This is a genomic window from Luteibacter sp. 3190 (genome assembly GCF_031456385.1).
Classification (GTDB): Bacteria; Pseudomonadota; Gammaproteobacteria; order Xanthomonadales; family Rhodanobacteraceae; genus Luteibacter.
In genome coordinates this window covers 88092-110799 of the sequence record NZ_JAVDUO010000004.1, presented here as the reverse complement: position 1 = coordinate 110799, position 22708 = coordinate 88092, and the positions used below count along the sequence as shown (strand labels likewise).

At 67.2% G+C, this 22708-nt stretch carries 27 protein-coding genes and 1 tRNA gene; 17 read left to right on the top strand and 11 right to left on the bottom strand.

The features are described from left to right. Positions 1-4: 4 nt before the first annotated feature. The gene (gene ttcA / locus J2X58_RS16185; protein ID WP_310049386.1) at positions 5-877 is read right to left on the bottom strand and encodes a tRNA 2-thiocytidine(32) synthetase TtcA; all 873 of its coding nucleotides are present in this window, start codon (positions 875-877) and stop codon (positions 5-7) included. Between the two features lie 100 nt (positions 878-977). Between ttcA and J2X58_RS16180 the strand changes: the two genes are divergently transcribed. Beyond that, positions 978-1184 carry a DUF465 domain-containing protein gene (locus tag J2X58_RS16180; protein ID WP_090057611.1) on the top strand — a complete coding sequence of 69 codons (207 nt, stop codon included), beginning with the start codon at positions 978-980 and terminating at the stop codon, positions 1182-1184. Between the two features lie 5 nt (positions 1185-1189). Beyond that, the gene (locus tag J2X58_RS16175) at positions 1190-1786 is read left to right on the top strand and encodes a GNAT family protein (RefSeq protein WP_090057614.1); all 597 of its coding nucleotides are present in this window, start codon (positions 1190-1192) and stop codon (positions 1784-1786) included. A 7-nt stretch (positions 1787-1793) separates the two neighbouring features. Here J2X58_RS16175 and J2X58_RS16170 read toward each other — a convergent pair whose 3' ends face one another. From J2X58_RS16170 to J2X58_RS16150, 5 genes are all read right to left on the bottom strand, one after another. Next, entirely contained in the window at positions 1794-2804 is a 1011-nt protein-coding gene (locus tag J2X58_RS16170; RefSeq protein WP_310049382.1) for an HlyD family secretion protein, read from the bottom strand. A 12-nt stretch (positions 2805-2816) separates the two neighbouring features. After that, a complete protein-coding gene (locus tag J2X58_RS16165) occupies positions 2817-3014 on the bottom strand; it encodes a DUF1656 domain-containing protein (protein WP_090057619.1) in 198 nt (65 codons plus the stop codon). Then, on the bottom strand, positions 3004-5130 hold the full coding sequence (locus J2X58_RS16160; protein WP_310049379.1) for an FUSC family protein: 2127 nt from the start codon (positions 5128-5130) through the stop codon (positions 3004-3006). Before J2X58_RS16160 ends, J2X58_RS16165 begins: the two co-directional genes overlap by 11 nt. Positions 5131-5141: 11 nt before the next feature. Continuing rightward, positions 5142-5633 carry a MarR family transcriptional regulator gene (locus J2X58_RS16155; RefSeq protein WP_310049376.1) on the bottom strand — a complete coding sequence of 164 codons (492 nt, stop codon included), beginning with the start codon at positions 5631-5633 and terminating at the stop codon, positions 5142-5144. 320 nt (positions 5634-5953) lie between these two features. Then, positions 5954-6023 (bottom strand) — tRNA-Gly (locus J2X58_RS16150). A 511-nt stretch (positions 6024-6534) separates the two neighbouring features. Here J2X58_RS16150 and J2X58_RS16145 point away from each other — a divergent pair. The 4 genes from J2X58_RS16145 to J2X58_RS16130 all read left to right on the top strand — a co-directional run bounded on the left by J2X58_RS16145 (position 6535) and on the right by J2X58_RS16130 (position 9925). Then, the gene (locus J2X58_RS16145; protein WP_310049374.1) at positions 6535-6759 is read left to right on the top strand and encodes a hypothetical protein; all 225 of its coding nucleotides are present in this window, start codon (positions 6535-6537) and stop codon (positions 6757-6759) included. Positions 6760-6768: 9 nt separating this feature from the next. Beyond that, on the top strand, positions 6769-7371 hold the full coding sequence (locus J2X58_RS16140) for a hypothetical protein (RefSeq protein ID WP_310049369.1): 603 nt from the start codon (positions 6769-6771) through the stop codon (positions 7369-7371). Positions 7372-8379: 1008 nt separating this feature from the next. Then, entirely contained in the window at positions 8380-9150 is a 771-nt protein-coding gene (locus J2X58_RS16135) for a hypothetical protein (protein ID WP_310049366.1), read from the top strand. Between the two features lie 283 nt (positions 9151-9433). Next, a complete protein-coding gene (locus J2X58_RS16130; protein ID WP_310049363.1) occupies positions 9434-9925 on the top strand; it encodes an SRPBCC domain-containing protein in 492 nt (163 codons plus the stop codon). Positions 9926-9937: 12 nt separating this feature from the next. On the opposite strand, the gene J2X58_RS16125 is transcribed toward J2X58_RS16130, so the two are convergent. The 3 genes from J2X58_RS16125 to J2X58_RS16115 form a co-directional block, all read right to left on the bottom strand. After that, positions 9938-10705 carry an alpha/beta fold hydrolase gene (locus J2X58_RS16125; protein ID WP_310049360.1) on the bottom strand — a complete coding sequence of 256 codons (768 nt, stop codon included), beginning with the start codon at positions 10703-10705 and terminating at the stop codon, positions 9938-9940. A 134-nt stretch (positions 10706-10839) separates the two neighbouring features. Then, positions 10840-11487 carry a DUF1109 domain-containing protein gene (locus J2X58_RS16120; protein ID WP_310049358.1) on the bottom strand — a complete coding sequence of 216 codons (648 nt, stop codon included), beginning with the start codon at positions 11485-11487 and terminating at the stop codon, positions 10840-10842. Further along, entirely contained in the window at positions 11484-12065 is a 582-nt protein-coding gene (locus tag J2X58_RS16115) for a sigma-70 family RNA polymerase sigma factor (protein WP_310049355.1), read from the bottom strand. Before J2X58_RS16115 ends, J2X58_RS16120 begins: the two co-directional genes overlap by 4 nt. A gap of 259 nt (positions 12066-12324) precedes the next feature. Between J2X58_RS16115 and J2X58_RS16110 the strand changes: the two genes are divergently transcribed. From J2X58_RS16110 to J2X58_RS16085, 6 genes are all read left to right on the top strand, one after another. Then, complete coding sequence (locus J2X58_RS16110) at positions 12325-12606, top strand: DUF2282 domain-containing protein (RefSeq protein WP_090057644.1); 282 nt, start codon at positions 12325-12327, stop codon at positions 12604-12606. Positions 12607-12614: 8 nt separating this feature from the next. Beyond that, the gene (locus J2X58_RS16105) at positions 12615-13361 is read left to right on the top strand and encodes a putative DNA-binding domain-containing protein (RefSeq protein WP_310049351.1); all 747 of its coding nucleotides are present in this window, start codon (positions 12615-12617) and stop codon (positions 13359-13361) included. Positions 13362-13372: 11 nt separating this feature from the next. Then, entirely contained in the window at positions 13373-13843 is a 471-nt protein-coding gene (locus J2X58_RS16100; RefSeq protein ID WP_310049349.1) for a DoxX family protein, read from the top strand. 89 nt (positions 13844-13932) lie between these two features. Then, positions 13933-14202, top strand: a complete 270-nt coding sequence (locus J2X58_RS16095) for a hypothetical protein (protein ID WP_090057651.1) — start codon at positions 13933-13935, stop codon at positions 14200-14202. A 47-nt stretch (positions 14203-14249) separates the two neighbouring features. Continuing rightward, positions 14250-15089, top strand: coding sequence for a DUF692 domain-containing protein (locus J2X58_RS16090; RefSeq protein WP_310049347.1), 840 nt, complete (start codon positions 14250-14252; stop codon positions 15087-15089). Beyond that, on the top strand, positions 15086-15835 hold the full coding sequence (locus J2X58_RS16085; RefSeq protein WP_310049344.1) for a DNA-binding domain-containing protein: 750 nt from the start codon (positions 15086-15088) through the stop codon (positions 15833-15835). Before J2X58_RS16090 ends, J2X58_RS16085 begins: the two co-directional genes overlap by 4 nt. 31 nt (positions 15836-15866) lie before the next feature. On the opposite strand, the gene J2X58_RS16080 is transcribed toward J2X58_RS16085, so the two are convergent. Then, positions 15867-16277, bottom strand: coding sequence for a DUF4156 domain-containing protein (locus J2X58_RS16080; protein WP_090179848.1), 411 nt, complete (start codon positions 16275-16277; stop codon positions 15867-15869). Between the two features lie 86 nt (positions 16278-16363). Next, the gene (locus J2X58_RS16075; RefSeq protein ID WP_310049339.1) at positions 16364-19273 is read right to left on the bottom strand and encodes a pitrilysin family protein; all 2910 of its coding nucleotides are present in this window, start codon (positions 19271-19273) and stop codon (positions 16364-16366) included. 220 nt (positions 19274-19493) lie between these two features. Here J2X58_RS16075 and J2X58_RS16070 point away from each other — a divergent pair, with 220 nt between their 5' ends. The 5 genes from J2X58_RS16070 to ubiB all read left to right on the top strand — a co-directional run bounded on the left by J2X58_RS16070 (position 19494) and on the right by ubiB (position 22707). Then, on the top strand, positions 19494-19625 hold the full coding sequence (locus J2X58_RS16070) for a hypothetical protein (RefSeq protein ID WP_255364576.1): 132 nt from the start codon (positions 19494-19496) through the stop codon (positions 19623-19625). Between the two features lie 33 nt (positions 19626-19658). After that, on the top strand, positions 19659-19853 hold the full coding sequence (locus J2X58_RS16065; protein ID WP_090057661.1) for a hypothetical protein: 195 nt from the start codon (positions 19659-19661) through the stop codon (positions 19851-19853). A gap of 7 nt (positions 19854-19860) precedes the next feature. Next, the gene (locus J2X58_RS16060) at positions 19861-20328 is read left to right on the top strand and encodes a tRNA (cytidine(34)-2'-O)-methyltransferase (RefSeq protein ID WP_090057663.1); all 468 of its coding nucleotides are present in this window, start codon (positions 19861-19863) and stop codon (positions 20326-20328) included. 64 nt (positions 20329-20392) lie between these two features. After that, positions 20393-21061, top strand: a complete 669-nt coding sequence (locus J2X58_RS16055) for an SCP2 sterol-binding domain-containing protein (protein ID WP_310049332.1) — start codon at positions 20393-20395, stop codon at positions 21059-21061. After that, positions 21058-22707 (top strand): ubiquinone biosynthesis regulatory protein kinase UbiB, encoded by a 1650-nt coding sequence (gene ubiB / locus J2X58_RS16050; RefSeq protein ID WP_310049330.1) that lies wholly within the window; start codon positions 21058-21060, stop codon positions 22705-22707. Before J2X58_RS16055 ends, ubiB begins: the two co-directional genes overlap by 4 nt. The last annotated feature ends 1 nt before the right edge of the window (position 22708 follow it).

Genomic DNA, 22708 nt, shown 5'->3' with positions numbered 1-22708 from the left:
ATGATCAGTCGGTTTCGTCGCGACCGTCGCCGCCGGCGAGCCACGCGTGCGCGTCGGGCCGCGACGCGTCGTCGCGTGCGCCGAGCGAGGCGAAGTCGAAGAGCGAGCGGTCGGTCAGCTGCGACGGCGCGATGTTGCCCATCGCGCGGAAGATGGTTTCGCTGCGGCCGGGATGCGCCTTCTCCCAGTCGGCGAGCATGCGCTTGACGACCTTGCGCTGCATGTTCTCCTGCGAACCGCACAGGTTGCAGGGAATGATCGGGAACGCGCGCGACTCGGCGTACGCCGCGATGTCGTCTTCGCGGCAATACGCGAGCGGACGGATCACGACATGACGGCCGTCGTCGGAGAGCAGCTTCGGCGGCATCGCCTTCAGGCTGCCCTGGTAGAACATGTTGAGGAAGAACGTGCCGAGGATGTCGTCACGGTGATGGCCCAGCGCGATGCGCGTGACGCCGTTGTCCGCCGCCCACTGGTAGAGCGCGCCGCGGCGCATGCGCGAGCACAGGCTGCACATCGTCTTGCCCTGCGGGATGACGCGGGTGACGACGCTGTAGGTGTCCTGTTCGATCACGTGGAACGGCACGCCGCGGGCCGTGAGGTACTCCGGCAGCACGTGCGCGGGGAAATCCGGCTGCTTCTGGTCGAGGTTGACCGCGACGATCTCGAAGCGCACGGGAGCCTTCGCCTGCAGCGAGAGCAGCATGTCGAGCAGGGTGTAGGAGTCCTTGCCGCCCGACAGGCAGACCATGACCTTGTCGCCCTCCTCGATCATGCCGTAGTCGGCGATCGCCTGGCCGACCTGGCGGCGCAGCCGTTTGGCCAGCTTGCCGGCTTCGAAGGTCTGCTTGCGGGTGGCGTCGGGGGAGGCGGACATGAGGGTGGCACTTCGGGACGGGCGAGTCGCCTATTGTAGCCGCTGCGGCCGGGCGCGCCGGGGGTTACAATCGCCCCTTCCCCCCGACCGGCCGAACGCCATGCAGGTCCAGGATCCGATGCAGCTCTCCCAGCGCCTGGCCGAACTGAAGGTCGAGCACCGCGACCTCGACGCCGCCATCGACCACCTGGCGGCCGCCATCAGCCGCGACGAACTTCAGCTGACGCGCCTGAAGAAGCGCAAATTGCTGCTGAAGGACGCCATCGCGCGGATCGAGAGCCGGCTGATCCCGGACCTGGACGCCTGAATCCCATGGATACGGTCCGCCTCGAGAACCGCTGGGTCACGCTGGAGCCGCTCGGGCTGAACCATGTGGCCGCGCTGGAGAGCGCCGCGGCCGACGGCAACCTCTGGGACCTCTGGTTCACCTCGGTGCCCGCCCCGGGCCGAATGACCGACTACGTCGAGGCCGCCCTGCGCGGGCAGGAAGAAGGCCGGATGTCGCCCTGGGTGGTGCGAGAGAACGGCAGCGGGCAGATCGTGGGTTGCACGCGGTACTACGACATCGTGCCCGACCCGTCCCGCCTGGCCATCGGATACACGTGGTACGCGCGGCGCTGGCAGCGCAGCCACGTCAACACGGCCACCAAGCACCTGCTGCTCTCGAACGCGTTCCAGGAGGTCGGCGCGGTGGCGGTGGAATTCCACACCGACGCCTACAACCAGGATTCGCAGCGGGCGATCGAGCGGCTCGGCGCGAAGCGGGAAGGCATCCTGCGCGCGCACAAGCGCCGCAACGACGGCTCCCTGCGCGACACGGTGTGCTACAGCATCCTCGCCACCGAATGGCCGGATGTCGACCGCTGGCTGCAGCACCGCCTGCGGCGGCTGGCGCCAGCGGAAGCCTGACACCCCCTCAGCGGGCCGCCACGCCCGCCGGATGCACCACGAGCGTCGCGGTCATGCCCGCCGCCAGCACGGTGCCCTGCGGCATGTGCGCCGTGTCGATCTTCACGCGCACCGGCACACGCTGCGCCAGCCGCACCCAGTTGAAGGTCGGGTTCACGTCGGCCAGCAGATCGCTGCCGGTGGGATTGTCGGCGTCCGTGATGCCGCGGGCGATGCTTTCGACGCGGCCCTGCAGACGGACGCCGCCGCTCATCAGGCGGATGTCGACGGGATCGCCGATGCGCAGGCCCGGGAGTTTCGTCTCCTCGAAATACCCGTAGATCCAGTAGGAGCCGCTGTCGATCAGCGCCATGCGCGCCGTGCCCGCGCTGGCATAGTCGCCGATGCGCACGTCGAGGTTGGTGACGTAGCCGTCCACCGGGGCGCGCACCTCGGTGCGATCGAGATTGAGCTGCGCCGACGCCAGTTCGACCTGGGCCTGCGCGACCGCCGCCAGCGCCTGCTGCTGCGACGCGCTGGCCTGCTTCGTGCTCGCCTGCGCCTGCTGCCATCCGGCACGGGCCGCGTTCGCCGCCGCCACCGCGTTGGCCTTGTCTTCGGCGGAGATGACGTTGTTGATCAGCTTCTGGCGACGCTCCGACTGCGCCTCGTACATCTCGTAGTTGGAGCGGCTCTGCTCCGCGCCGGCGAAGGCCGCGTTGATGTTGGCACCGGCGGCGCGCGCGGCGGCCTCGGCGGCGTTGAGGTTCGCCTTCGCCTGCGCCACCGCGTTCTCGTAGCGCGCGCGGTCGACGACGAAGAGCAGGTCGCCCTTCTTCACCGTCTGGTTGTCGATCACGCGGACATCGGTGACGAGGCCGGACACGTCGGGCGCGATGCGCACGATCTCGGCGCGCACGCGGCCGTCGCGCGTCCATGGCGAATACATGTAGTGCTTCCACAGGGCTAACCCGACGACGACACCGATGACCACGACGAGCGCGGTGATGGCGAAACGGACAAGGGAGGCGAGTTTCATGACGGCATCACTCTAGTTCAGGAGCAGCGCGAAGGCGCCGAAGACACAGACGAAGACGGCGAGGCGGAAGAGCGGCGGGTGCCATACGAAGCGATAGAGACTGAAGCGTCCCGCGATCGCGTCCAGCAGCCAGATGACCGCGATCGCGAGGACGAACAGGATCAGCAGGCCCGGGACGAGCGCGTCGCCCAGAACGATCTCACGTGGCATGGACGATCTCCTTGCTCAGCGGGGTGTCCGGCATGTACGCGGCGAGGATGGACTCGCCATCGAGCAGCGCCATGCGGACGAGGTGCAGGTGTTCGATGAGGTGCGCGCTGCCGTCGTGCTCGCCCACGCTCGCGATCGCCGTGGCGACCGCGTCGCGCGCCAGCAGGTAGCCCGGCGCTTCGGGCTTCTCGTAGAAGCGCGCGAGGCTGCGCAACGCCGCGTCCAGATAGGGCTTGAGTGTCGACGGCACGCCGCGACGGACCATGTCGTGGCGCAGTTCGATCAGCGCGCGTCCCGTCTCATGCACCGCGAGGGCCCAGGCGAACAACGCGCGCGAGTCGCTGCTGCCGGGCTCGGTCTGGGCGGCGATCTGACTGACGAGATCGTGGTTGACGCTTTCGAAGCGGTGGCGCAGGCCGGGCAACGGCGCCTCCGCGGCGAGCGCCACCTGCGCGCGCAGGCGCGCGAGCTGGCGGCGCCGCAGCCAGGCGCTGCCGATCGCCGGCGGGATCACGATGAACGACACCGCCGCCGCCAGCAGGCCCACGATCTGCGCGACCGCGTCGTTGATGAAGTGCGCGGGGTCGTAGGTCTGCGTGTTCTTGAACGCCAGGATATAGACGAGGCCGAGCGCCCAGCCCAGGCCGAGGCCCGCCCAGCGCGGGCTCGCCATGAGCATCACGCCCACCACGATGAACGGGAAGACGCCGGCGACCAGCAGCCCATAACCCTCGAGCTGCGTCAGCACGAAGAAGTTGCAGACGAAGCCGAGCACCATGCCGATGAAATAGCCCCACGTAAGCTCCCAGGTGGCGCGCGTGGGATTCGGGATGGTCGCGAACAGGCCGGCGAAGATCGTCGCGTTGAGCATGGCTCCCCCGCCCTGCGGCCAGGCGCTCTCGATCCAGTACACACCGAGCGCGAGCATCGCCAGCGTCGTGCGCAGCGTCGCGATGCCGGCGCCTACGAAGTCGTTGCCGCGATCGAAACGCACGCGTTCGGCGGACCCGGCGATGACGCGCGGCGCCTGCAGCGCCACGGCAGTGTCGACGTAGTCGTGCAGTTCGTCGACGAAGCGCCGCAGCAGCGACGCGCCGGTGTCGAAGTCGCGCAGGTCGTGCGCGTCGTCGAGGGTGGCGCGCAACGCGGCGCGCGACGAGGCGATCGCGTCGCGTGCGGCCGTCAGGCGAGGCAACAGGATGCGCGCGGCCGAACCGGCCTCGATCGGCGCGTCCAGCGCCTCGCCGATCGGCCTGTACAGCTGGATGAGCGTGTCGGCCGCGCGGTCGCGACGCGCGCGCTTGAGGCGGTTGATCAGGTGGTGCAGCGACTGGAAACTCGTCGAGGCGGCCATGAACCGCTGGTTGAACAGACGCATCTGGTTGCTGCGGGCGCGAGCATCCGCGTCGGCGAAGATGACCGAGCTGCGCAGGTCTTCCAGCGTGACGGACGCGCGCACGAAGCGCAGGTGGGCCTTTTCCATCGATTCGCGCGGGATGGCGCCGCCGACGCTGTCGCGGACGAAGCCGAGGAAGTGCGCGAACTGATCGCGAGCCGTGCGCCGCAGCACGTCGCGCATGCGGCTGGGAAAGACCACGTCACTGATCACGCCGCTGACGAGGACGCCGAGCAGCACTTCGCTCAGGCGCGCGACGGCGGAATCGAAGACACCCGGCGGGTTGTCGATGACCGGTATCGCCACGATGGCGGCGGTGTAACCCGCCAGCACGAACGCGTAGGCCTTGAAGTTGCGGTAGAGCGTCGCCCCGCCGGCGCAGAGGCCGATCCAGAGCGACAGCGCGACGAGCAGGAGGTCGCGCTGCTGCGGAAACGTGGCCATGATGGCGATCGCGCCGAACGCGCCGGCGAACGTGCCGAGCGTGCGATAGAAGCTCTTCGCGAGCACGAGGCCGGACTGGCGATTGGCGACGATCAGGGTCGTGATCATCGCGGTGGAAGGCGCGGGAAGGTCCACGCGCATCGCGATCCAGCCCGCGACGAAGAGGGCCGTCAGCGTCTTGGCGACGAACAGCCACACCGACGCTTCCTCGCGCAGCGTGTTCGCGAGAACGTCGCGGGTGAGCGGAACCCTGGTTGAGGCCGTCGATGCGGACATGGCGCGCTCGCTTACTCCCCGAACCCACCAAGCATCTTCTTCAGCAGGACCTCGAGCTGGCCCTGCTCGTCGGAGGTCAGGTTACGGGTCTGCCGGTGAAGGAGCGTGACGATGTCGGGAAGGAAGCCCTCGATCGCCTCCACGCCTTCGGGCGTGAGCGTGAGGGTGACCTTGCGCCGGTCGTCCTCGCTGCCGGAGCGGACGATGTAACCCTTGTCGCAGAGCTGACCGGTCAGGCGCGTGACGTTCGCCGACTTTTCCCCGGCGACGTCGGCCAGCTCGGACGGATGCAGGCTGTTGTCAGGCGTGCCGTACAGCATCATCAGGATGTTGTACTCGGGGTGGTTCAGGCCGTACCGGCGCATCGCCGCGTTCGCGTCGTCGTTGATCTCCTTGAAGAGATGCTTTACCAGGCGCGTCACGATCGCAGGCTGCCGCGGGAAGGCGGGGTACTTGTCGATCGTGATGTCGAGACGGGCTTCGGTGGTGGCGAAATCGCGCATGGCGGCGCTCCGGCAGTAGTTACTCCATAAGTATATAGTTCAGTTGTGAATATTCAATATCTGTAATTGAATAAGGTCCCGGGTCTCGCCGGGCGACTCGAGATCTGGCCCCTCCCTCCGTCGCGTGAGCGACGGAGGGCTCAATGGTTTTGGGTACAGGACGGCCGCCTTGCGCGGCAACGACTGGGAGGGGCGCCCGATCCGGGTGTCCTGCATCCATCAAGGTATCGAACCTCGCAGCCGGTACCGTCGCTGCGCTGCCGAGTTCTCATTGGCCAATCTCGCTGAACCGTAAGCACCGGTCCCACACAGCAAAAAAGTGGAGCGAAGCAAGGGACTCGAACCCTTCGTGCCTGGCTTGGAGGGCCTGCCGGCGCCGTCGCGCCTCGCTCAAAACTGGAATGCTGAAGTGGCTTGCTTTTCAAGCCTTGGCGCATGGGGTCAATCGGAGTTATTCGACCCCTGCCTTCTCCACCACTTCTAAGGGCACTGCTCTTGCGCTGCGCCCGAAGGACACATCAATGCGATGATGGGATTCTTGCGCGGGCTAGAACGTTGTGAAGCGATCAGGCATTCATGACAGCGATGATTTCCTGATCCGTAAGCAGGACCGGATGGCGCATGGCCATGCTGTTCCGGATCGGCCCGAAGACCGCGAGCATGCGATTGCTACATCGCTCTGCCCTTGTAGCTGCCGAATCTACCCATCTCGTCAACGAGGAACTGAGTCGCGCTGTACTCGTCGCCCTCGTTGTTCCCGTCGAACCCAGGAACGATCGGCGGGAATAGTCGAAGGTGGACATGCTTGGCCCCTGAGCCGTGCTGCGGTTGGATTACACTGGGCGCGAGCACGTACGCGTATCGCAGGGATAAGGGAAACGTTGTACAGGGGAAATGACACATGAACATCGCAGGCCTTGCCGAGTTGGCCTTCCGGCCGCGGCGCTATCACCAGCACACAGAACTGGATGACTGGATCGACCTTGCGTTCTTCGCCGTAGGCGTTGTGGTGCTGATCGGTATGCTGGTCGGCGGCATCGCGGCTGTGCGGGCTCGCCGAAGGTCGCAGGGTATAGACGGTGCGCTGGCACGGGCACGCGCGCGTTACGGGATTCGGGATCGATAGGGGATGTACATGGACCTTGCGTATGCTGCGGCGATAGCCGTTATCTCTTTCCTTTGCGGCCTCGGTTTGTCCATGCTTCGCACCTACACCGGCGAGAAGGCCAAGAACCTTGCGACGAAAGAGGACTTGGAGGAGCTGACCGAGATCGTCGAGAACATCAAAGACGGGAACGCCCGCGGCCTCACCAAGCTCACCGAAGAGCTGCGTGCGCACTACTCAATGCGGTCCGCTGCACTGGAGAAGCGACTCGAGGTGCACCAGGACGCCTACCGGCTTTCGATGCGCATGCTCCAGACCGTTTTCGCTGCCGAAGCTGACCATCTCGATGTCGGGAACGAGATACGTGATTGGTGGATGCGAAACTCCCTCTATCTCGACAAAGATCCCAGAGCCGCATTTGACAAGGCATGGATGGCGTTCGTTAGACACCCCACCATCATGCGGGCTGAGGTGCGCGTCCCGGCTGAAGATGTCATCAAGAACTTCGACGAGATACGCGCACTTCCGCGTGTGCTTGAGGATGCCATGGCCCTGCCTGCCATCAAGCTTGATCTAAGCGACCAGATTGGGGCGAATGTTCCCGAGGAGCTGGCCGACAAGGCCAATCACTAAGACGCGCTTAGCAGTTCACCCTTGGCTCGCTCTTCGGCGTAAATTCGTGGAGTCAACGTCCCGCTGATCGCAGGAGCAGACCCAAGGGGGCGAGGCGGAGGATTAGCCGGCGCGTACGAATACATGCGCGCCTGGCGCCAAAGCTGCGAATGGAGGTGCTAAATGATCGCCGCATTCACTTTACTGCTCGCCTATGCAAGTCTCAACTCCGGGAGAATCCCAGCGTCGGCGGAGCGCAAGGAGCCAGCCTCTGCGGCATCCTTCCCTTTAGCATGCGAAGTCCGGCAGAAAGCTTGGTGTATCCATCAAGGCAGCGTCGAGATAACAAGCAAACAAGCGATGGGCCAAAGTTACACTTCGGACCACACATGGGTGCTTCAGGAAATGCATCGCCCCACGTCTTTACTGGTGATATTCGAGCCGGTAGGCTGCCGCAAGGGCCTTGCTGACACGGTTGAGCCGATCGGACATCAAGCCAATGTTCCTTGGAGCGGCAGATCATGGCATGCAATGTCCGTGCGGCTTAGGCAGGACGGAAGCTGTGATCTGAGGCTTCTCGTGCTGCCACCAGATCGCGATCCATCCGATTGGGGTTTCAGAGCTGGACGCTTGATGATCTCTGCATGCAAGGACGCGGATTGCACGCCTAACGCGCCGACAATCGCTGACGTTACGCGCCAGTATGAGCAATTCATCAGTCCGAAGCACTGATAGGATCATCGCCCCGGCATAAGCTTGGTCCTGACGAAACCGGAGTTCTCCTGGGAAACTAAGCCCAAAGATGGCTTTTACGCCGATAGGCGCCGCGGCCAGCCGGCTCATTTGCTCTGCACAAACGGGCTTAGCTTCAATTTCAAGGACACGAAGGTCGGAAAGATCAGCGCGACAGTCGTCAAAGCTCCTGTCGCTGCATCGGCAGCCACTGACAACCATCAAGCGTGCTTGCGTTTCTGCACTGCTGCTACATCACCAGGACAGCCGATGATGCGTCTAGGAACGATTAGCCGGATGAAGCTCGTGTTCGCCGTTCTTTCGTTTCTCCCTGGCGTTGCTTTCGGTGACCAGGTTCGATGCGAGCTCGACCTGCCTTGGTTCCGGTACTCCGCTCTCGATGCGATTACGCTACGAGAGGGTAATGACGCGGAGGTGGCGAAGTTGCTGGAATCGCCAGACGAGCCCTCCATGATCCAGCTCGGTCTTTGGTACGCCTACCGTCACGAATCGTCGGCACGCTCTGTCTTCGCCAAAGCGGACCTCGAGAAGCTTTTCGAAGCTGGTGGCGATCCGGCTCGATCCATTCTCTATCTCATCTATCGAACCCAGAAGAAGAGCTTCGAATCGGTCCCTCGACCGACCATGGATCGCCTGGGTAAGAAGATGGCTGCGTGGAAGGTGACCTTAGGACGGGAAAAGCCTTCGCGTGCGCTTCTTCTCGACGTTTACGTCGATGGAACCAAGGCCGCCGCCAACACGAGCGTACCCATTGACGAGAACATCGACATGATCTGGAAGCGCGGCCACGAGTACCAGGCGGCCGGGCGCCTCAAAGAGGCCTTCGGTGAGTATCAGCGCGTTGCCGAATACGGCAATTCAGCCGCCCTCATCACGGCGGCGATGTTCGCGATGGAAGCGGGCGGGGAGGAGTGCTTCGCCCGGTCGAGGCTGTACTTCGGCCTCGGCGGCATGTGGGGAAAGGTCCAGTGGACGAGCCTTCCGGGCGGAAGTCCAACCAGTCGCCCGTTCGAGGGCACGACGGAGACCGGTGACCGACCTCTTTGACGAGAGAAAATGCGTTGCTCTTGCAGACGTTGTGTGCTTGATTTCCGATCAAACGTCTTATGAGCCCTGGTACCGGCGTCGGGACGGGTCAATCTCATAGTCTGCAAGGATGAGGACTGCACGCCGATGGAGCCGACGATCGCCGACGTGACGGAGGGCTACAGGGACGCAAGGGAGAAAGCCGCGTTGCAGAAAGGGCATGGCGCCACCAATCCAGCGATGCGCCCGTTCGAACGTGCGAAATGAGCAAAACCCAATCACCTGCAACGCAAGGGAGCCACCGATGCCTGAGACGACGCCCGCCCAGTCCGCCGCCACGACCGTGGAACGCGAGTCCGATCGCGCGCTCGTGGTCCGGCGCACGTTCGCCGCACCCGCCCGTCACGTGTTCGAGGCCTGGCGCGATCCCGATGCGTTCATCAGCTGGTGGGTTCCGAAGGCCTTCGCTTCCGCCCTGCTCTCGCACCGGCTCGACGTGCGCGAGGGCGGCTCGTATCGCCTCGAGTTCCGCAACCCGGAATCAGGCGAGCCGATGGCCTTCTTCGGCACGTACAAGGAGGTGATCCCGAACGAGCGCATCGTCTGGACGAACGAGGAAAGCGACGATGGCGCGCTCACCACGGTGACGTTCGTGGAGCGCGACGGGAAGACGCTCGTGACGTACCACGAACGCTATCCGAGCAGCGAAGCGCTGGAAGACGCTCTCGCCGGCTCGGCCGAAGGGCTTCCCGGGCAATTCTCGCAGCTGGACGATTTCCTCAGCAGCCGCGCCTGACCGGGCCGGGAATCAGGACTTCGGGCACGCCGCCGGCGTCGTTCGCGGCGCGTCGCCCGCCCTGGCGAACACCTGCGCCGCCAGCGGGGTCCATGAGCGCCAGGCGTGCACGCCATCCCCGCTGATCACGTGAGCGTCGGGCACCGCGGGTCGCAGCAGCGGCATGTTGCGGGCGAATTTGTCGTCCGCGCCCCAAGCCAGCCAGACGCGCGGATCGCCGCCCTCCATCGACCACGCCTTCGCGCGGCGCCACAGTTGCTCCTGCCAGTTCGCCGCGTCGGGCGGCGCGGCGACGGGCGCCTGCCAACGCGCGAGACCGCCGGCGTCGCGGATCCGACGAAGCATCGCGTCGTCGCCCAGGTACGGCGCGAGCAGCACGATGCCGTCGACGTCGCAGGGATACGCCGTGTCGTAAAGCAGCGCACCCATGCCGCCCAGCGAGGCGCCCACGAGCCATACCTCCGCGTGCCGGGCGCGCTCCTGCTCCACCAGCGCGTGCAGATCGGGCATCGCGCGCTCGTCCTTGTAGTAACCGATGGTCATCTCGACGAACACCACGTCCGCGTCGGGCCACGCCGAACGAATCGCGTCACCGACGCCACCCGCCTGAAGGGAGTCCAGGTTGTCCCCGATCCCCGGCAAGACGAGGACGACGCGACGCGGCGCCTGCTCGGCGGCAAGGCGGCGCACCGCCGGCGGCTTCGAGGTATCGCGTACCGGATAGCACGCGCTGGCCGAGAGACAGGCAAGCGCGACGGCGATCCGTCGTAGGAGGTGCATGATCGGCTCCGGGTATCGGTTCGTCGCCATGCATACGCATGACCGCCCCTTCCGGATGCATCCTGAGGGCCATGCCGTGCATGGCCGATGATCGCGACACGCGGTGACGGGTCAGACCGGGAACGGCGGCACGATCACCAGCGCAGCCAGCGCGGTCCGGCGAGCGCGCCGATGCCCGCCGCCGCCAGCATGCCGACGACGTACCAGATCGCCCAGAACGGCGGGGCCATTTCGGGGCAGTGGAAGCAGTAACCCATCGCAGCGATCGCGCCGGCGAGGAGCCCCGCGGCGGCGCCGGCGAGACGCAGCCGGACAGGCGCCATGCCGCGGATACCCCAGAACACGGCGACGATCGAGGGCAGCGACAGCAACGTGATCAGCACCGAGCAGACTTTCCACGTGTGTCCCAGGACGAGCGCGCCGCGCTGCGCGGCCTCGGCGCCGCCCAGAACGATGGCGGCGAGCATCCACGCGAGCAGGAAAGGCAGGCCGAGCGCGACCCATCGGGGCGTGCCGATCCGCGCCGCCGGGCGGGACAGGCGCAGGCTCACCAGCAGGGCGGCGACGGCGACCGCGGAAGGGAGCGCGAGGCGCACCCAGAACACGGGGTCGTGGATCACGGTCGACAGATCGGGGCGCACGCCGAGCAGCACGAACATCAGCGCGGTGGATGCGGCCGTACCGGCCACGAGACCCAGGACGAAGCGGCGCCGCGCGTCGCGGCGAGCCGGCGCGGGCGACGGTTCGCGCGCCAGGAGGGCGACCAGATCGTCGGTCTTCATGCGCCACCCCGGATGCGGGCGGCCAGCGCCTTCAGGCCGCGATGAATGCCGACCTTGATGGCGGATTCGGAAAGGCCGCTGCGTGCCGCGGCTTCCGCGACGGTGAGTCCCTGCAGTTTGACCAGCTGGATGGGCAAGCGATGACGGTCCGGAAGCATCCGCAGCAAGTGTCCCACGTCGCGCCGCGCGTCGGCCGGCTCGTCGTCGGAGGCGACGAACAGGTCGTCGTCGGCGATCGGATCGTGCAGCGCTTCGCGCCGGGCGTGCGCCCGGAAGAAATCGACGAGCTTGTAGCGGGCGATCGCATGGATCCACGCGGTGACCGGCTCGCCCGCCCGGTAGGTATGCCGCGCGTTGTGCACGGCCAGCAAGGTGTCCTGGAGGATGTCCTCGACGTCTTCGAGCGCCCGAGGAAGGCGCCGGCGCAGATAGGCGCGCAGGTAGGAGGCCAGCCGATCGAGGAAGCCGCGATACGCGACGCCGTCGCCAGCCATGCCGGCGATGAGGCGAACGCGTAGTTCGTCCTCGACCTGCGCGCGTCGTTCGGCCGCTGGGTCGCATGTCCGCTCGGGGATCATTGACGCTCCGTCCAGGGGGGTGCGCGCCATGCGGTTCACGGCGCCCGGCAGTGTAGACCAGGCGACGCGACGATCCGTATGGCGAGGCATGAGTCGCGTGATCGGCATGGCGTCCATGATCCCGAGTTCGTCCGGCGCCGCCCGGCGGTTACAGCGCGACGAAAAATTTTTTCTGGATGCACGGTTGTAACCGTCGCGACCCGACCGACGAACTCGTCCATGAAGCCGGCCACCCGGGTCCGGCATGACGGGAGTTCCCATGTCACACCGTTACGTCACGTCGCTCGCTTTCTCCGTCGCCGCCCTCGTCGCAGGCGTGGCGCATGCCGATGAGAAGCAAAGCGGCAAGCAGCCGGCCGTCGAAAAATGCTGGGGCGTCGCGAAGGCGGGCCAGAACGATTGCGCGGCCGGTCCGGGCACCACGTGCGCCGGCACCGCGAAGGCGGATTACCAGAAGAACGCATGGAAGAACGTACCCGCCGGTACCTGCACGTCGATCAGGACGCCCAAGGGCAACGGCTCGCTGACCAAGACGGGCTGAGAGTCGCCATGCCTCGCCCGGCGGCCTCCCTGTCGCGTTTCCAGCGCTCGTTCCAGGCGGCGCTGGTGGGCGAGGCGCCCGCGGCGCCGTGGGACGGCGTACGCGGCTTCGCCGTGCATTACGGCACCGCGCGACAGGCCGCGATCGATGCGCTCGAGGCCAACTATCCCGCCGTCGCCTGCCTGGTCGGCGCCGAGTGGTTTCGCTCCGCCGCGGCCGCCTATGCCGTGGCCTGCCCGCCGGGCGACCCTCGGTCGAACACCTACGGCGATGCGTTTCCGGCCTTCCTCGCCGCGGCACCCGCCGCGCGGCATCTGCCTTACCTGGCCGATGTCGCCCGGCTCGATCGCCTCTTCCTGGAAAGCCAGTTCGCCGCCGATGCGCGGTCCCTCGATGTCGCGGCCGTGCGCGCGCTCGACGCCAGCGCACTCGCTGAGCTGGTCGTCGCCCCCCATCCCGCGACGCGCGTGCTTGCCGCGGCGACGCCCGCCTTCGCCATCTGGGAGGCGAGTCGACAGGGGCGCGCCGTGGGTGACGACCTCGCATGGATACCGCAGGTCACGCTGATCACCCGTCCGCTGCACGAGGTCGAGGTGACGACCACGGAAAGCGCGGCGCTCGACTTCCTCGACGCGTGCCGTGGGGGCGCCACGCTGGCGCACTCCATCGATCGTGTCGCCTCACTGCACCCGGCGGTCCCCGCCGATCGGGTCTTCTCCCACCTGCTCCAGACGCGCGCACTGACGACCGCCTGAAGGAAACGTCCATGAACCCTGCCACCGCCCTCGCCGCCCGCCCCCGCTCTCTCAGGGATCGCTGGAATCATCTGACCGCGCACCTCGAACGATGGATCGGTGGCGACCTCATCGCGCTGACCGGACGAGTCGCCATCGCGGCGATCTTCTTCCAGTCCGGACGCACCAAGGTCGAAGGCTTCCTGACGATCACCGCCAGCACCTACGAGCTGTTCCGCAGCGAATACGCGCTGCCCCTCGTTCCGCCCGAGATAGCGGCGCACGCCGCCGCCGCGGTCGAGACGTTCGTGCCCGTGCTGCTGGTGCTCGGGATCTTCACGCGCCTGTCGGCGTTCGTGCTGCTCGGCATGACGACGATCATCGAAATCTTCGTCTACCCCGACGCGTGGCCGACGCATCTGTCATGGGCGGCCATCCTGCTCTACCTGATCGCCCGCGGCGCGGGGCGCTGGTCGGTGGATCGCGCCATCGGCGTGCGCTGACGACATCTCATCGCGTTGTAACCGGGTGCCGTCGCCGGACGAACTGATGTGTGCCGGTCCGGCATTCCTTCACATGATGGAGTATCACCATGCATACCGCTTCGCAAAGTATCGCTGCCGCCGCGGCGCTGTTCGCCGTCTCCACCGCCGCCATCGTCGCGCCCGCGCAGGCGGCCGAACAGGCGGCCGGCAAGACCGTCCACTGTTACGGCATCAATTCGTGCAAGGGCACGTCGGACTGCAAGTCCGGCAGCCACGAGTGCAAGGGCCAGAACAGCTGCAAGGGCCAGGGTTTCAAGGAGGTTTCCGTGCAGGAGTGCAAGGCGCAGGGTGGCAGCACCACGCCGCCGGCGGGTTGATGGACCCGGCCCGGCCGCTCGTCGGCCGGGCCTTCGAGGAGAGCACGATGGCACCGTCCGCACTTCCTTCCTTCGCCGGTTTCGGCCTCGGCTTGCGCGTGCCGCACTACGCGGACGTGCTCGAAGCCCGGCAGCCGCTCGATTTCGTCGAGATCATCTCGGAAAACTTCATGGTCGACGGCGGCAAGCCGCTGCACGTACTCGAGCAGGTGCGTGCGCGCTACCGCCTCGCGCTGCACGGTGTGTCGATGAATCTCGGCGCCGTCGACGGGCTCGACGCGACCTACCTTCGCCGCCTGCGCCTCCTCGCGGACCGGTTCGATCCCCTTTGGGTCTCCGACCACGTGTGCTGGACCGGCGTCGATGGCATCCACACGCACGACCTCCTTCCCCTGCCGTACACCGACGAGGCGCTGGAGGTCGTCGCACGCAACATCATGGTGGCGCAGGAGGCGCTCGGCCGGCCCCTCGTCGTCGAGAACCCATCGACCTATCTTTCGTTCGACGGCGCGATGACCGAAGCGTCGTTCCTCGCCGAACTCTGCGCCCGCACAGGCTGCTACCTGTTGCTCGACGTCAACAACATCGTGGTCAGCGCGACGAACCATGGCCAGCGTGTGGAGGACTGGCTCGATACGCTGCCCGTCGACCGGATCCGGCAGATCCATCTCGCGGGGCACAGTCGGGGAGAGGATCTCCTCGTGGACACGCACGATGCGCCCGTCCCGTCACCGGTGTGGGATCTGTATGCCCGCTTCATGGAACGCCTCGGCCCCGTCGCGACCATGATCGAGCGAGACGGAAACATTCCGCCCCTGGCAACACTACTCGACGAGCTCGACGAAGCACGTCGCATCGCCGGCGCGTCGGCCCGCGTCGCGGCATGACCCTCGCCCTGCTGCAGCGCCGGTTCGTCGGCTCGCTCCTCGACGGTGGCGAGCCGCCGGTCGCCGATGCGCGCGGATGGCGCGTGCATCTCGGCAATTACCGCGGCGGCCTCGTGGAAGCCCTGCGCGACACCTTCGAACGCACCGAACGCCTGCTTGGCCACGAGCGGTTCGCCGCCATGGCCCATGCGTACGCCGAAGGCCATCCCTCGCACGCGTGGAGCCTCAACGGCTATGGCGCCACGTTCCCGGATTTCCTCCAGCGCCTCGCCAGGGTTCCGCAAGCGGTCGCCGAGGTGGCCTGGATCGACGAGGCACTCAGGGATGCCTTCTATGGCCCCGATGTAACGTCCATCGCACTGCGCGACTGCCCCGTGGATGACTGGAGCGAGGCGACGTTCCGCTTCGTACCGTCGGTACGCCTCCACCGACTGCACACGAACGCCGCGACGATATGGGCCGCGCTCGCCGCGTCGTCGCCCGTTCCGGATGCGGTGACGCTGACGGAGCCCTCCACGGTACGCGTCTGGCGCCGGCACCTCGCGCCACGTTTCGCCACGCTGCCGTCGCGCGATGCCATCTGCCTGTCGCTGGCCATGTCGGGGGCGACGTTTGGCGAGGTATGCGCCTGGCTCGGCACCCAGGTACCGGCCATCGACGTGGCGGCCGAGGCCGGCACGCTGCTGCGCGAATGGTTCGACGAAGGCCTGGTGCAGGGTTGTTCGGCGGCCGGCGCGTCACGCTGACGCGCCGGGTCGCGAGCCAAGCGCTCCGGAATCAGTTCTTGAGCGGAACCGTTTCGAAACCGCCCTGCGGTGCCGGATTGGCGGGCTGCGTTGCCGGTGCCGCCGACGGGGACGCCGGCAGGCTACGGGTGCCACAGGTGTAGGCCGCCCAGTCCTGCGAGCCGTCGCGCGGCTCGCCGAGGGGCTTGATCGTGTCGGCGCCCATCTTCGCGGCTTCGTTGCGCGCAAGGACTTCGAGTTCGTCGCGCACCTTGAGGTCGCTGCGATCGACGGGGCCGACGCGGTTCATCACCGACACCGTGACCTTGCCCTGCTCACGGCAGCTGCCGACGTCGCCGTTCCATGCCGTGCGGATGTTGCGTGCGTTGTCGTCGAGCTTGATGCCCCAGTTACAGGCGGAGAGTGCGAACGGAAGGGCGAGGAAGACGAGGTACTTGCGCATGGCGGAACTCCGGGGAAATCGATCGGCGCTAATGCTAACGGGATGACGGCGGTGGCGCGACGCTTGCGATCGCGCCACCGTGTCGCTCACTCTCCCGCGGCGGGCGTCGACGGCGTGTGCTTCGCCGCCGCCTTCGAGCCGGCGGGTGCCTTGACCGGCTTCGCCGGATTGCCGTCTGCGTCGATCACGTGCACCTCGCCGAGGTTCAGCGCGCGCACCGGCGCCTCGATCTTGCGCAGGTCGCCGACGATCACCCACGTCATCGCGTCCGGCCGGATCACCGCGGACAGCGCGGCCTCGGCATCCTTGCGGTCCACGCCTTCGATGCGCGACTTCAGCGTCTGCACGTAGTCGTCCGGACGGTCGTAGATCACGATGCCGGAAAGCGCGCTCAGCACGGCGCTGGTGGTCTCGTAGCTGCCGGGCAAGGCGCGCACGCGCTGCGCACGGATCTTCGCGATCTCATCGTCCGTCAGCGGCTTCGTGCCGATGACGTCCTTCGATTCCTTGAGGATTTCCGCAGCGGATTCGGCGGTCTTGTCGGTCTGCACCGGAGCGTAGAAGAGCATCGGGCGCTGGCCCTTGGCATCGGAGAGCATGCTGCCCGCGCCGTATGCCCAGCGCTTCTCCTCACGCAGGTTCATGTTCAGTCGCGACGTGAACGTGCCGCCGAAGGCGCCGTTGGCGATGCCGAGGTCGAGCGCGTTCGGCGCCTTGGTCGACGGCGCGAGCAGGCCCGCGAGGATCAGCGACTGCGGCGCGTCCGTGCGGTTGATGAGGAACACGCGCGGCTTCGGCTGGACGGCGACCTGACCGATGTTCTTCTTCGGCACCGGTGTCGCGGGCGGCGTCCAGTCGCCGAACACGGCGTCGAGTCGCGGCAGGATCGCTTCCAGCGTCGTGTCGCCCGCGACCAGGATGCGCAGATTGTCGGGCCGCAGGTAATCGCGCTGGAAAGCGACGAGGTCGGCGGCCTTCAGCGACTTGATCGCCGATTCCGTGCCGCTACCCGTGAACGGAATGCCGTACGCGTGATCCTTGCCGTAAAGCAGCGGCGGCAACGAACGCAGCGCGAGGCCGGTAGGCTCCGTCTTTTCCTGCGCGATGCCCGCGAGCCACTGGCCGCGGATGCGCTCGATGTCGTCCGCCTTGAACGCGGGGTTGCGGACGATGTCCGCGAACAGTTCGAGCGACGGCGTCAGCTGCTCGTTCAGCGCGTTGAGGCCGACGCCGCAGGTGTCGAGCGTGCAGTTCGCGCTGACGAAGGCGCCGAGGCGCTCCTTGCGGCGGGCGACTTCCACCGAATCGAGCGAGGTCGTGCTTTCCTCGAGCAGGGTCGACGTGAAGCTGGCGGTGCCGAGCTTGCGGCCCTGGTCCGCCGCGTAGCCGGCGTCGAAGAGGAGCTGTACCTGCGTGATCGGCACCGTATGCCGCTCGGCGAGGATCACCTCGATGCCGTTCTTCAGCTTGCCGCGCTGCAGCTTGGGAAAGACGAGGTCGGGGAAGGTGTCGACCGACGGCACGCCCTTCGAGCGATCCACGGTGGATTTCGCCACCGTGTAGTCGGCTGGCTTCGGCATGACGGCGTCCGGGCGATGGTCCGACGGTCCCAGACCCTTGACCGCCTTGTCCTCGGCCGCCGGGTCGAACCCGGGTGCGGCGGGCAGCACGGTGAGGGTGTAGTCGCCCTTCGCGAGCCAGGTCTTCGAGGCCGCAAGCACCGAGCCGACCGTGGCGGCCTGCGCGCGGGCGAGGTCTTTCTTGTACGCCGCGGGGTCGTTCCGGTAGACCTGGCCCTCGGCCAGGATCGCCGCCTTGCCCGAGCCGCCCACCTTTTCCAGCCCGCGCACGAACCCGGCGCGGTTGACGACCTTGGCGCGAGCGAGCTCGTCGTCCGTGGGGCCCTTGGCGAGGTAGTCCCTCCAGACATCCGCGATGGCGGCTTCCACCTTCGCGGGGTCGACGCCGTTGCGCACGTCGACGCTCAGCTGCACCTGGCTGGCGAGCGCGAAGGGCGAGATGCCCATGCTGACGTCGTCGGCGAGCTTGTCCTGATAGACGAGCCGCTGATAGAGACGGGAAGTCTTGCCGCCGCCGAGCACGGTCGTGGCCAGGTCGAGCTGGATGGCGTCGTCGGTGCCGAGCTGCGGCACGACCCACGTGCGCAGGATGCGCGTCTGCGCGACCTGATCGTGCTGGGTGCCGCGCGTCGACGTCTGCAGCGGCGTGATCCACGCCTGCTGGCGCGGCACCGGCGGGCCGGCGGGGATGTCGCCGAAGTATTTCTCGGCCTTGGCCTTCGCCTCGGCGACGGTGATGTCGCCGGCGAGCACGAGCGTGGTGTTCGCGGCGCCGTAGTAGTCGTGGAACCACTTCTTCACGTCCGCCAGCGAGGCCGCGTCGAGGTCGGCCATCGAACCGATGGTGTCGTGGTGGTAGGGATGGTTGGCCGGATAGGTGTTGACGAGGATGTTCTCGTCCACGCGGCCGTAGGGTCGGTTCTCGCCCTGGCGCTTCTCGTTCTGCACCACGCCGCGCTGCGTGTCGAGTTCCTTCTGGCCGATGGCGCCGAGCAGGTGGCCCATGCGATCGGATTCCATCCACAGCGCCATGTCGAGCGCGGTGGTGGGCACGGTCTCGAAGTAGTTGGTGCGATCGAACCAGGTGGTGCCGTTCATGTCGGTGGCGCCGGCGAGCTCGAACGGCTGGAAGTAGGTGCCCTTGCGGTTTTCCGAGCCGGAGAACATCAGGTGCTCGAACAGGTGCGCGAAGCCGGTCTTGCCGGCCGGCTCGTCGGCCGAGCCGACGTGATACCAGATGCTGACCGCGACGACCGGGGCCTTGTGGTCCTCGTGGACCACCACGGTGAGTCCGTTCGGCAGCTGAAAGCGGGTAAAGGGGATATCGGGGATGGCATCGGAGGATGCGGGTGCGGCGAAAGCGTTGCCGACCAGGGACATGAGCCCTGCCGCGAGCAGGGCATAGCGTTTCTTCATGTAGCACTCCTCGAGGGACCCTCGTGGTCCCGATCGTCGGAGGCTAGCCCGCCCGGTCCTCCGGACGCAATCGGCGTCATGGCAGGTGTACGGACGGTGTCCGTTGACGCGTGGTCAGTGTCCGCGGACAGCCCGCGCACGCGGACCGACCTGACAAACCTCATGCGAATCAGCTGATTGCAGCCTCTTAAAGGCTGGCACGGCGTTTGCGTTACTAACCGTGCCAAGCCGGTCGGCTCTCGACCCGGCACACGATGAGGAGAACGCCATGAAGTACGAAATGCTGATGCTGCGCAGCCTGCTCGTGACCTCGATGCTCGTCTGCGGCCTGACCCTCGGCCAGATGTTCTGACCTCCAAGAATCTTCGATCAAGGAACCGACACCATGAAACACGAACTCCTGATGCTCCGCAGCCTGCTCGTCGCCTCGCTGCTGGTCTGCGGCCTGATCCTGGGCAACATGCTCACGTACGCCGGCGAGCCCATCCAGCTGGCCGGCGTCGGCCAGACGGCCACGCTGACGGCGACGAGCTGCGCCCTGCCGCCCGACGGCATCGTCTGCCCGCGCTCGGCGTCATAATGGGGGCATGCCCCACGTCATCCTTTTCCGCCCCGAGATACCGCCCAATACGGGCAACGTGATTCGCCTGTGCGCCAATACCGGCGCGGCTTTGCACCTGGTACGACCGCTTGGATTCGAGCTGGACGACACCCGCCTGCGCCGCGCCGGACTGGATTACCACGAGTTCGCCCGCGTCGCCGTGCACGACGACCTCGACGCCTGCCTCGCCGCGATCGGTCACCCACGCGTCTTCGCCTTTTCGACCCGCGGCCGCCGGCTGCATACGGCGCCCGTCTACAGCGACAACGACGCCTTCCTGTTCGGCTGCGAGACCGCGGGCCTGCCCGATGAGGTGATCGACGCCCTGCCCGAGGACCAGCGCATCCGCCTGCCGATGCGGCCCGACAACCGCAGCCTCAACCTGTCCAACGCGGTGGCCGTGGCGGTGTTCGAGGCATGGCGGCAGAACGGCTTCGAAGGCGCCGCGCCCTAGACCCGCGACACCGTGCACACCGCGTCCACGCATGGGAGCGGACCCGCCAAGCTACAATCCGGGCATGACTCCCGATCGCCCGAAGGCCGACGCCGGCCCCACCTCGTTCCTGCCCCGCCCGCTACGCGTCCTCGCGGGCCGGGCGATGGAAGCCGCGCTGAACCGCGCCGTCGACCTCGACCCCGACACCCGTGCCCGCCTCGACGCGCTCGACGGCCGCAGCGTGCAGGTGCACCTGAGCGGACCGGAGCTCGCCATCCGGATCTCGGTCGAAAAGGGGCGCCTGCGCGTCGGCCCGACCGAGGAAGGCGGCAGCCTGCGCGTCACGGCGTCGCCCGGCAGCCTGCTCGCCATGGCGTTGCGCGGCGACGACGAGAGCGTGGCCCCGGGAAAGGTGGATATCGCGGGCGATGCCGAACTGGCGCGGCGCCTCGAACGCCTCGCCCGGCAGTACGCGCCCGATGTCGAGGAAGCCTTCGCGAAGACGTTCGGCGATGTGATCGGCGTGCCGCTGGCGAAAGCGTTCCGCGAGGGGCTCGGCCATGCGAAGGAGACCGCGTCCCATCTCACGGGCGACACGGCCGACTGGCTTCGCGACGAAGCGCGCGTGGCCGTGGCGCCGGGCGAGATGGACATCTTCCTCGACGGCGTCGACGCGCTGCGCGAACGCACCGAACGCGCGGAGGCACGCCTCGCCCGACTGGAGCGCACGCTGAAGGGAGGCGGCGCATGACGTCGCTGCGCCTCGCCCCGCGCCTCCTCCGCGTCGCGGCCGTCCTGCTCAAGTATCAGCTCGACGAACTCGTCGACGGCGCGCACCTCTATCGCCCGCTGAAACTCGTCCGCCCGTTCTTTCCTGGCGCACCGGCCGACACGCGCGGACTGTCGCGCGGCGCGCGGTTGCGCCTCGCTCTCACGGAGCTCGGCCCCATCTTCGTCAAGGCGGGCCAGGTGCTTTCGACGCGGCGCGATCTCGTTCCGGCGGACGTCGCGGACGAGCTGGCGCTGCTGCAGGACCAGGTACCGCCGTTCCCCGGCGCCGAGGCGCGGGCCATCGTCGAACGCGAACTCAAGGCGCCGGTGACGACGCTCTACGCGACGTTCGATGAAGTCGCGCTCGCTTCCGCATCCATCGCGCAGGTGCACGCCGCCACGCTCCACGATGGCCGCGAGGTCGTGGTGAAGGTGCTGCGTCCCGGCATCGACAAGCGCATCGCGCGCGACATCGACCTGCTGCATGCGCTCGGCGAGCTCGCGCAGCGCTGGCATCCGAACGCCGACAAGATCCGGCCGCTCGAAGTTGTGGCGGAAGTGGAGAAGATGCTCTCCAACGAGCTCGACCTCCAGCGCGAAGGCGCCAGCGCGAGCCTGCTGCGGCGCAATTTCGCGAGCGGCGTCGACCTGTACGTTCCCGAGGTCCACTGGGACTTCAGTACCGAGCGCGTGCTCACCCTCGAACGCGTGCGCGGCGTCAGCGCCGACGACATCGCGGCGATCGACGCCGCCGGCCTCGACCGCAAGCAACTCGCCGAGAAGGGCGTGCGCCTCTTCTACGAGCAGGTGTTCCGCGACAACTTCTTCCACGCCGACGCGCATCCCGGGAACATCTGGGTGGACACGTCGCGCATCGAGGAACCGCGCTTCATCGCGCTCGACTTCGGCATCATGGGTTCGCTGCCCGAGGCGGATCAGTTCTGGCTCGCGGAGAACTTCATCGCGCTGTTCGAACGCGACTACGCGCGCATCGCGCAGCTGCACGTCGCGGCCGGCTGGATGCCCGCGACGATCCGCCTCGACGAGCTCGAAGCCGCCGTGCGCACCGTGTGCGAACCGTACTTCACGCGCCCGCTCTCGCAGATCTCGATCGCGGAGCTGGTGGTGAAGCTGTTCCAGACCGCGCGCCGCTTCGAGCTCACGCTGCAGCCGCAGCTGATCCTGCTGCAGAAGACGCTGCTGAACATCGAAGGCGTCGGTCGCATGCTCGATCCGGACATCGACATCTGGGCCGTCGCGCATCCCGTGCTGCGCCGGATCCTGCGCGAGCGCTACAGCATGCGCGCGACGCTCCGCGACGTGCGTCGGCGCCTGCCCGAGTGGGTGCAGTCGGCGCCGCGGATGCCGGAGCTCGTACGCGACGCCCTTCGCCAGGTCGCACGCGGCGAGCATCGCCAGGTGGCCGATCCGCTGGCGATCGCCCTCGCGCGGGACGACGCGCGGCGCATGCGCCGGCTCGTCGCGTGCGGCCTGCTGGGTGCGTCGTTGCTCGTGTGCGCGGCGCTCATCGGCACGCTCGCACCGCGAGGCACCTGGCCCGCCGCCGTCACCGCGATCGCCGGCGTGCTCGCGTTCGTCGCGGGCTGGCCGCGCCGCGCGTCCTGAC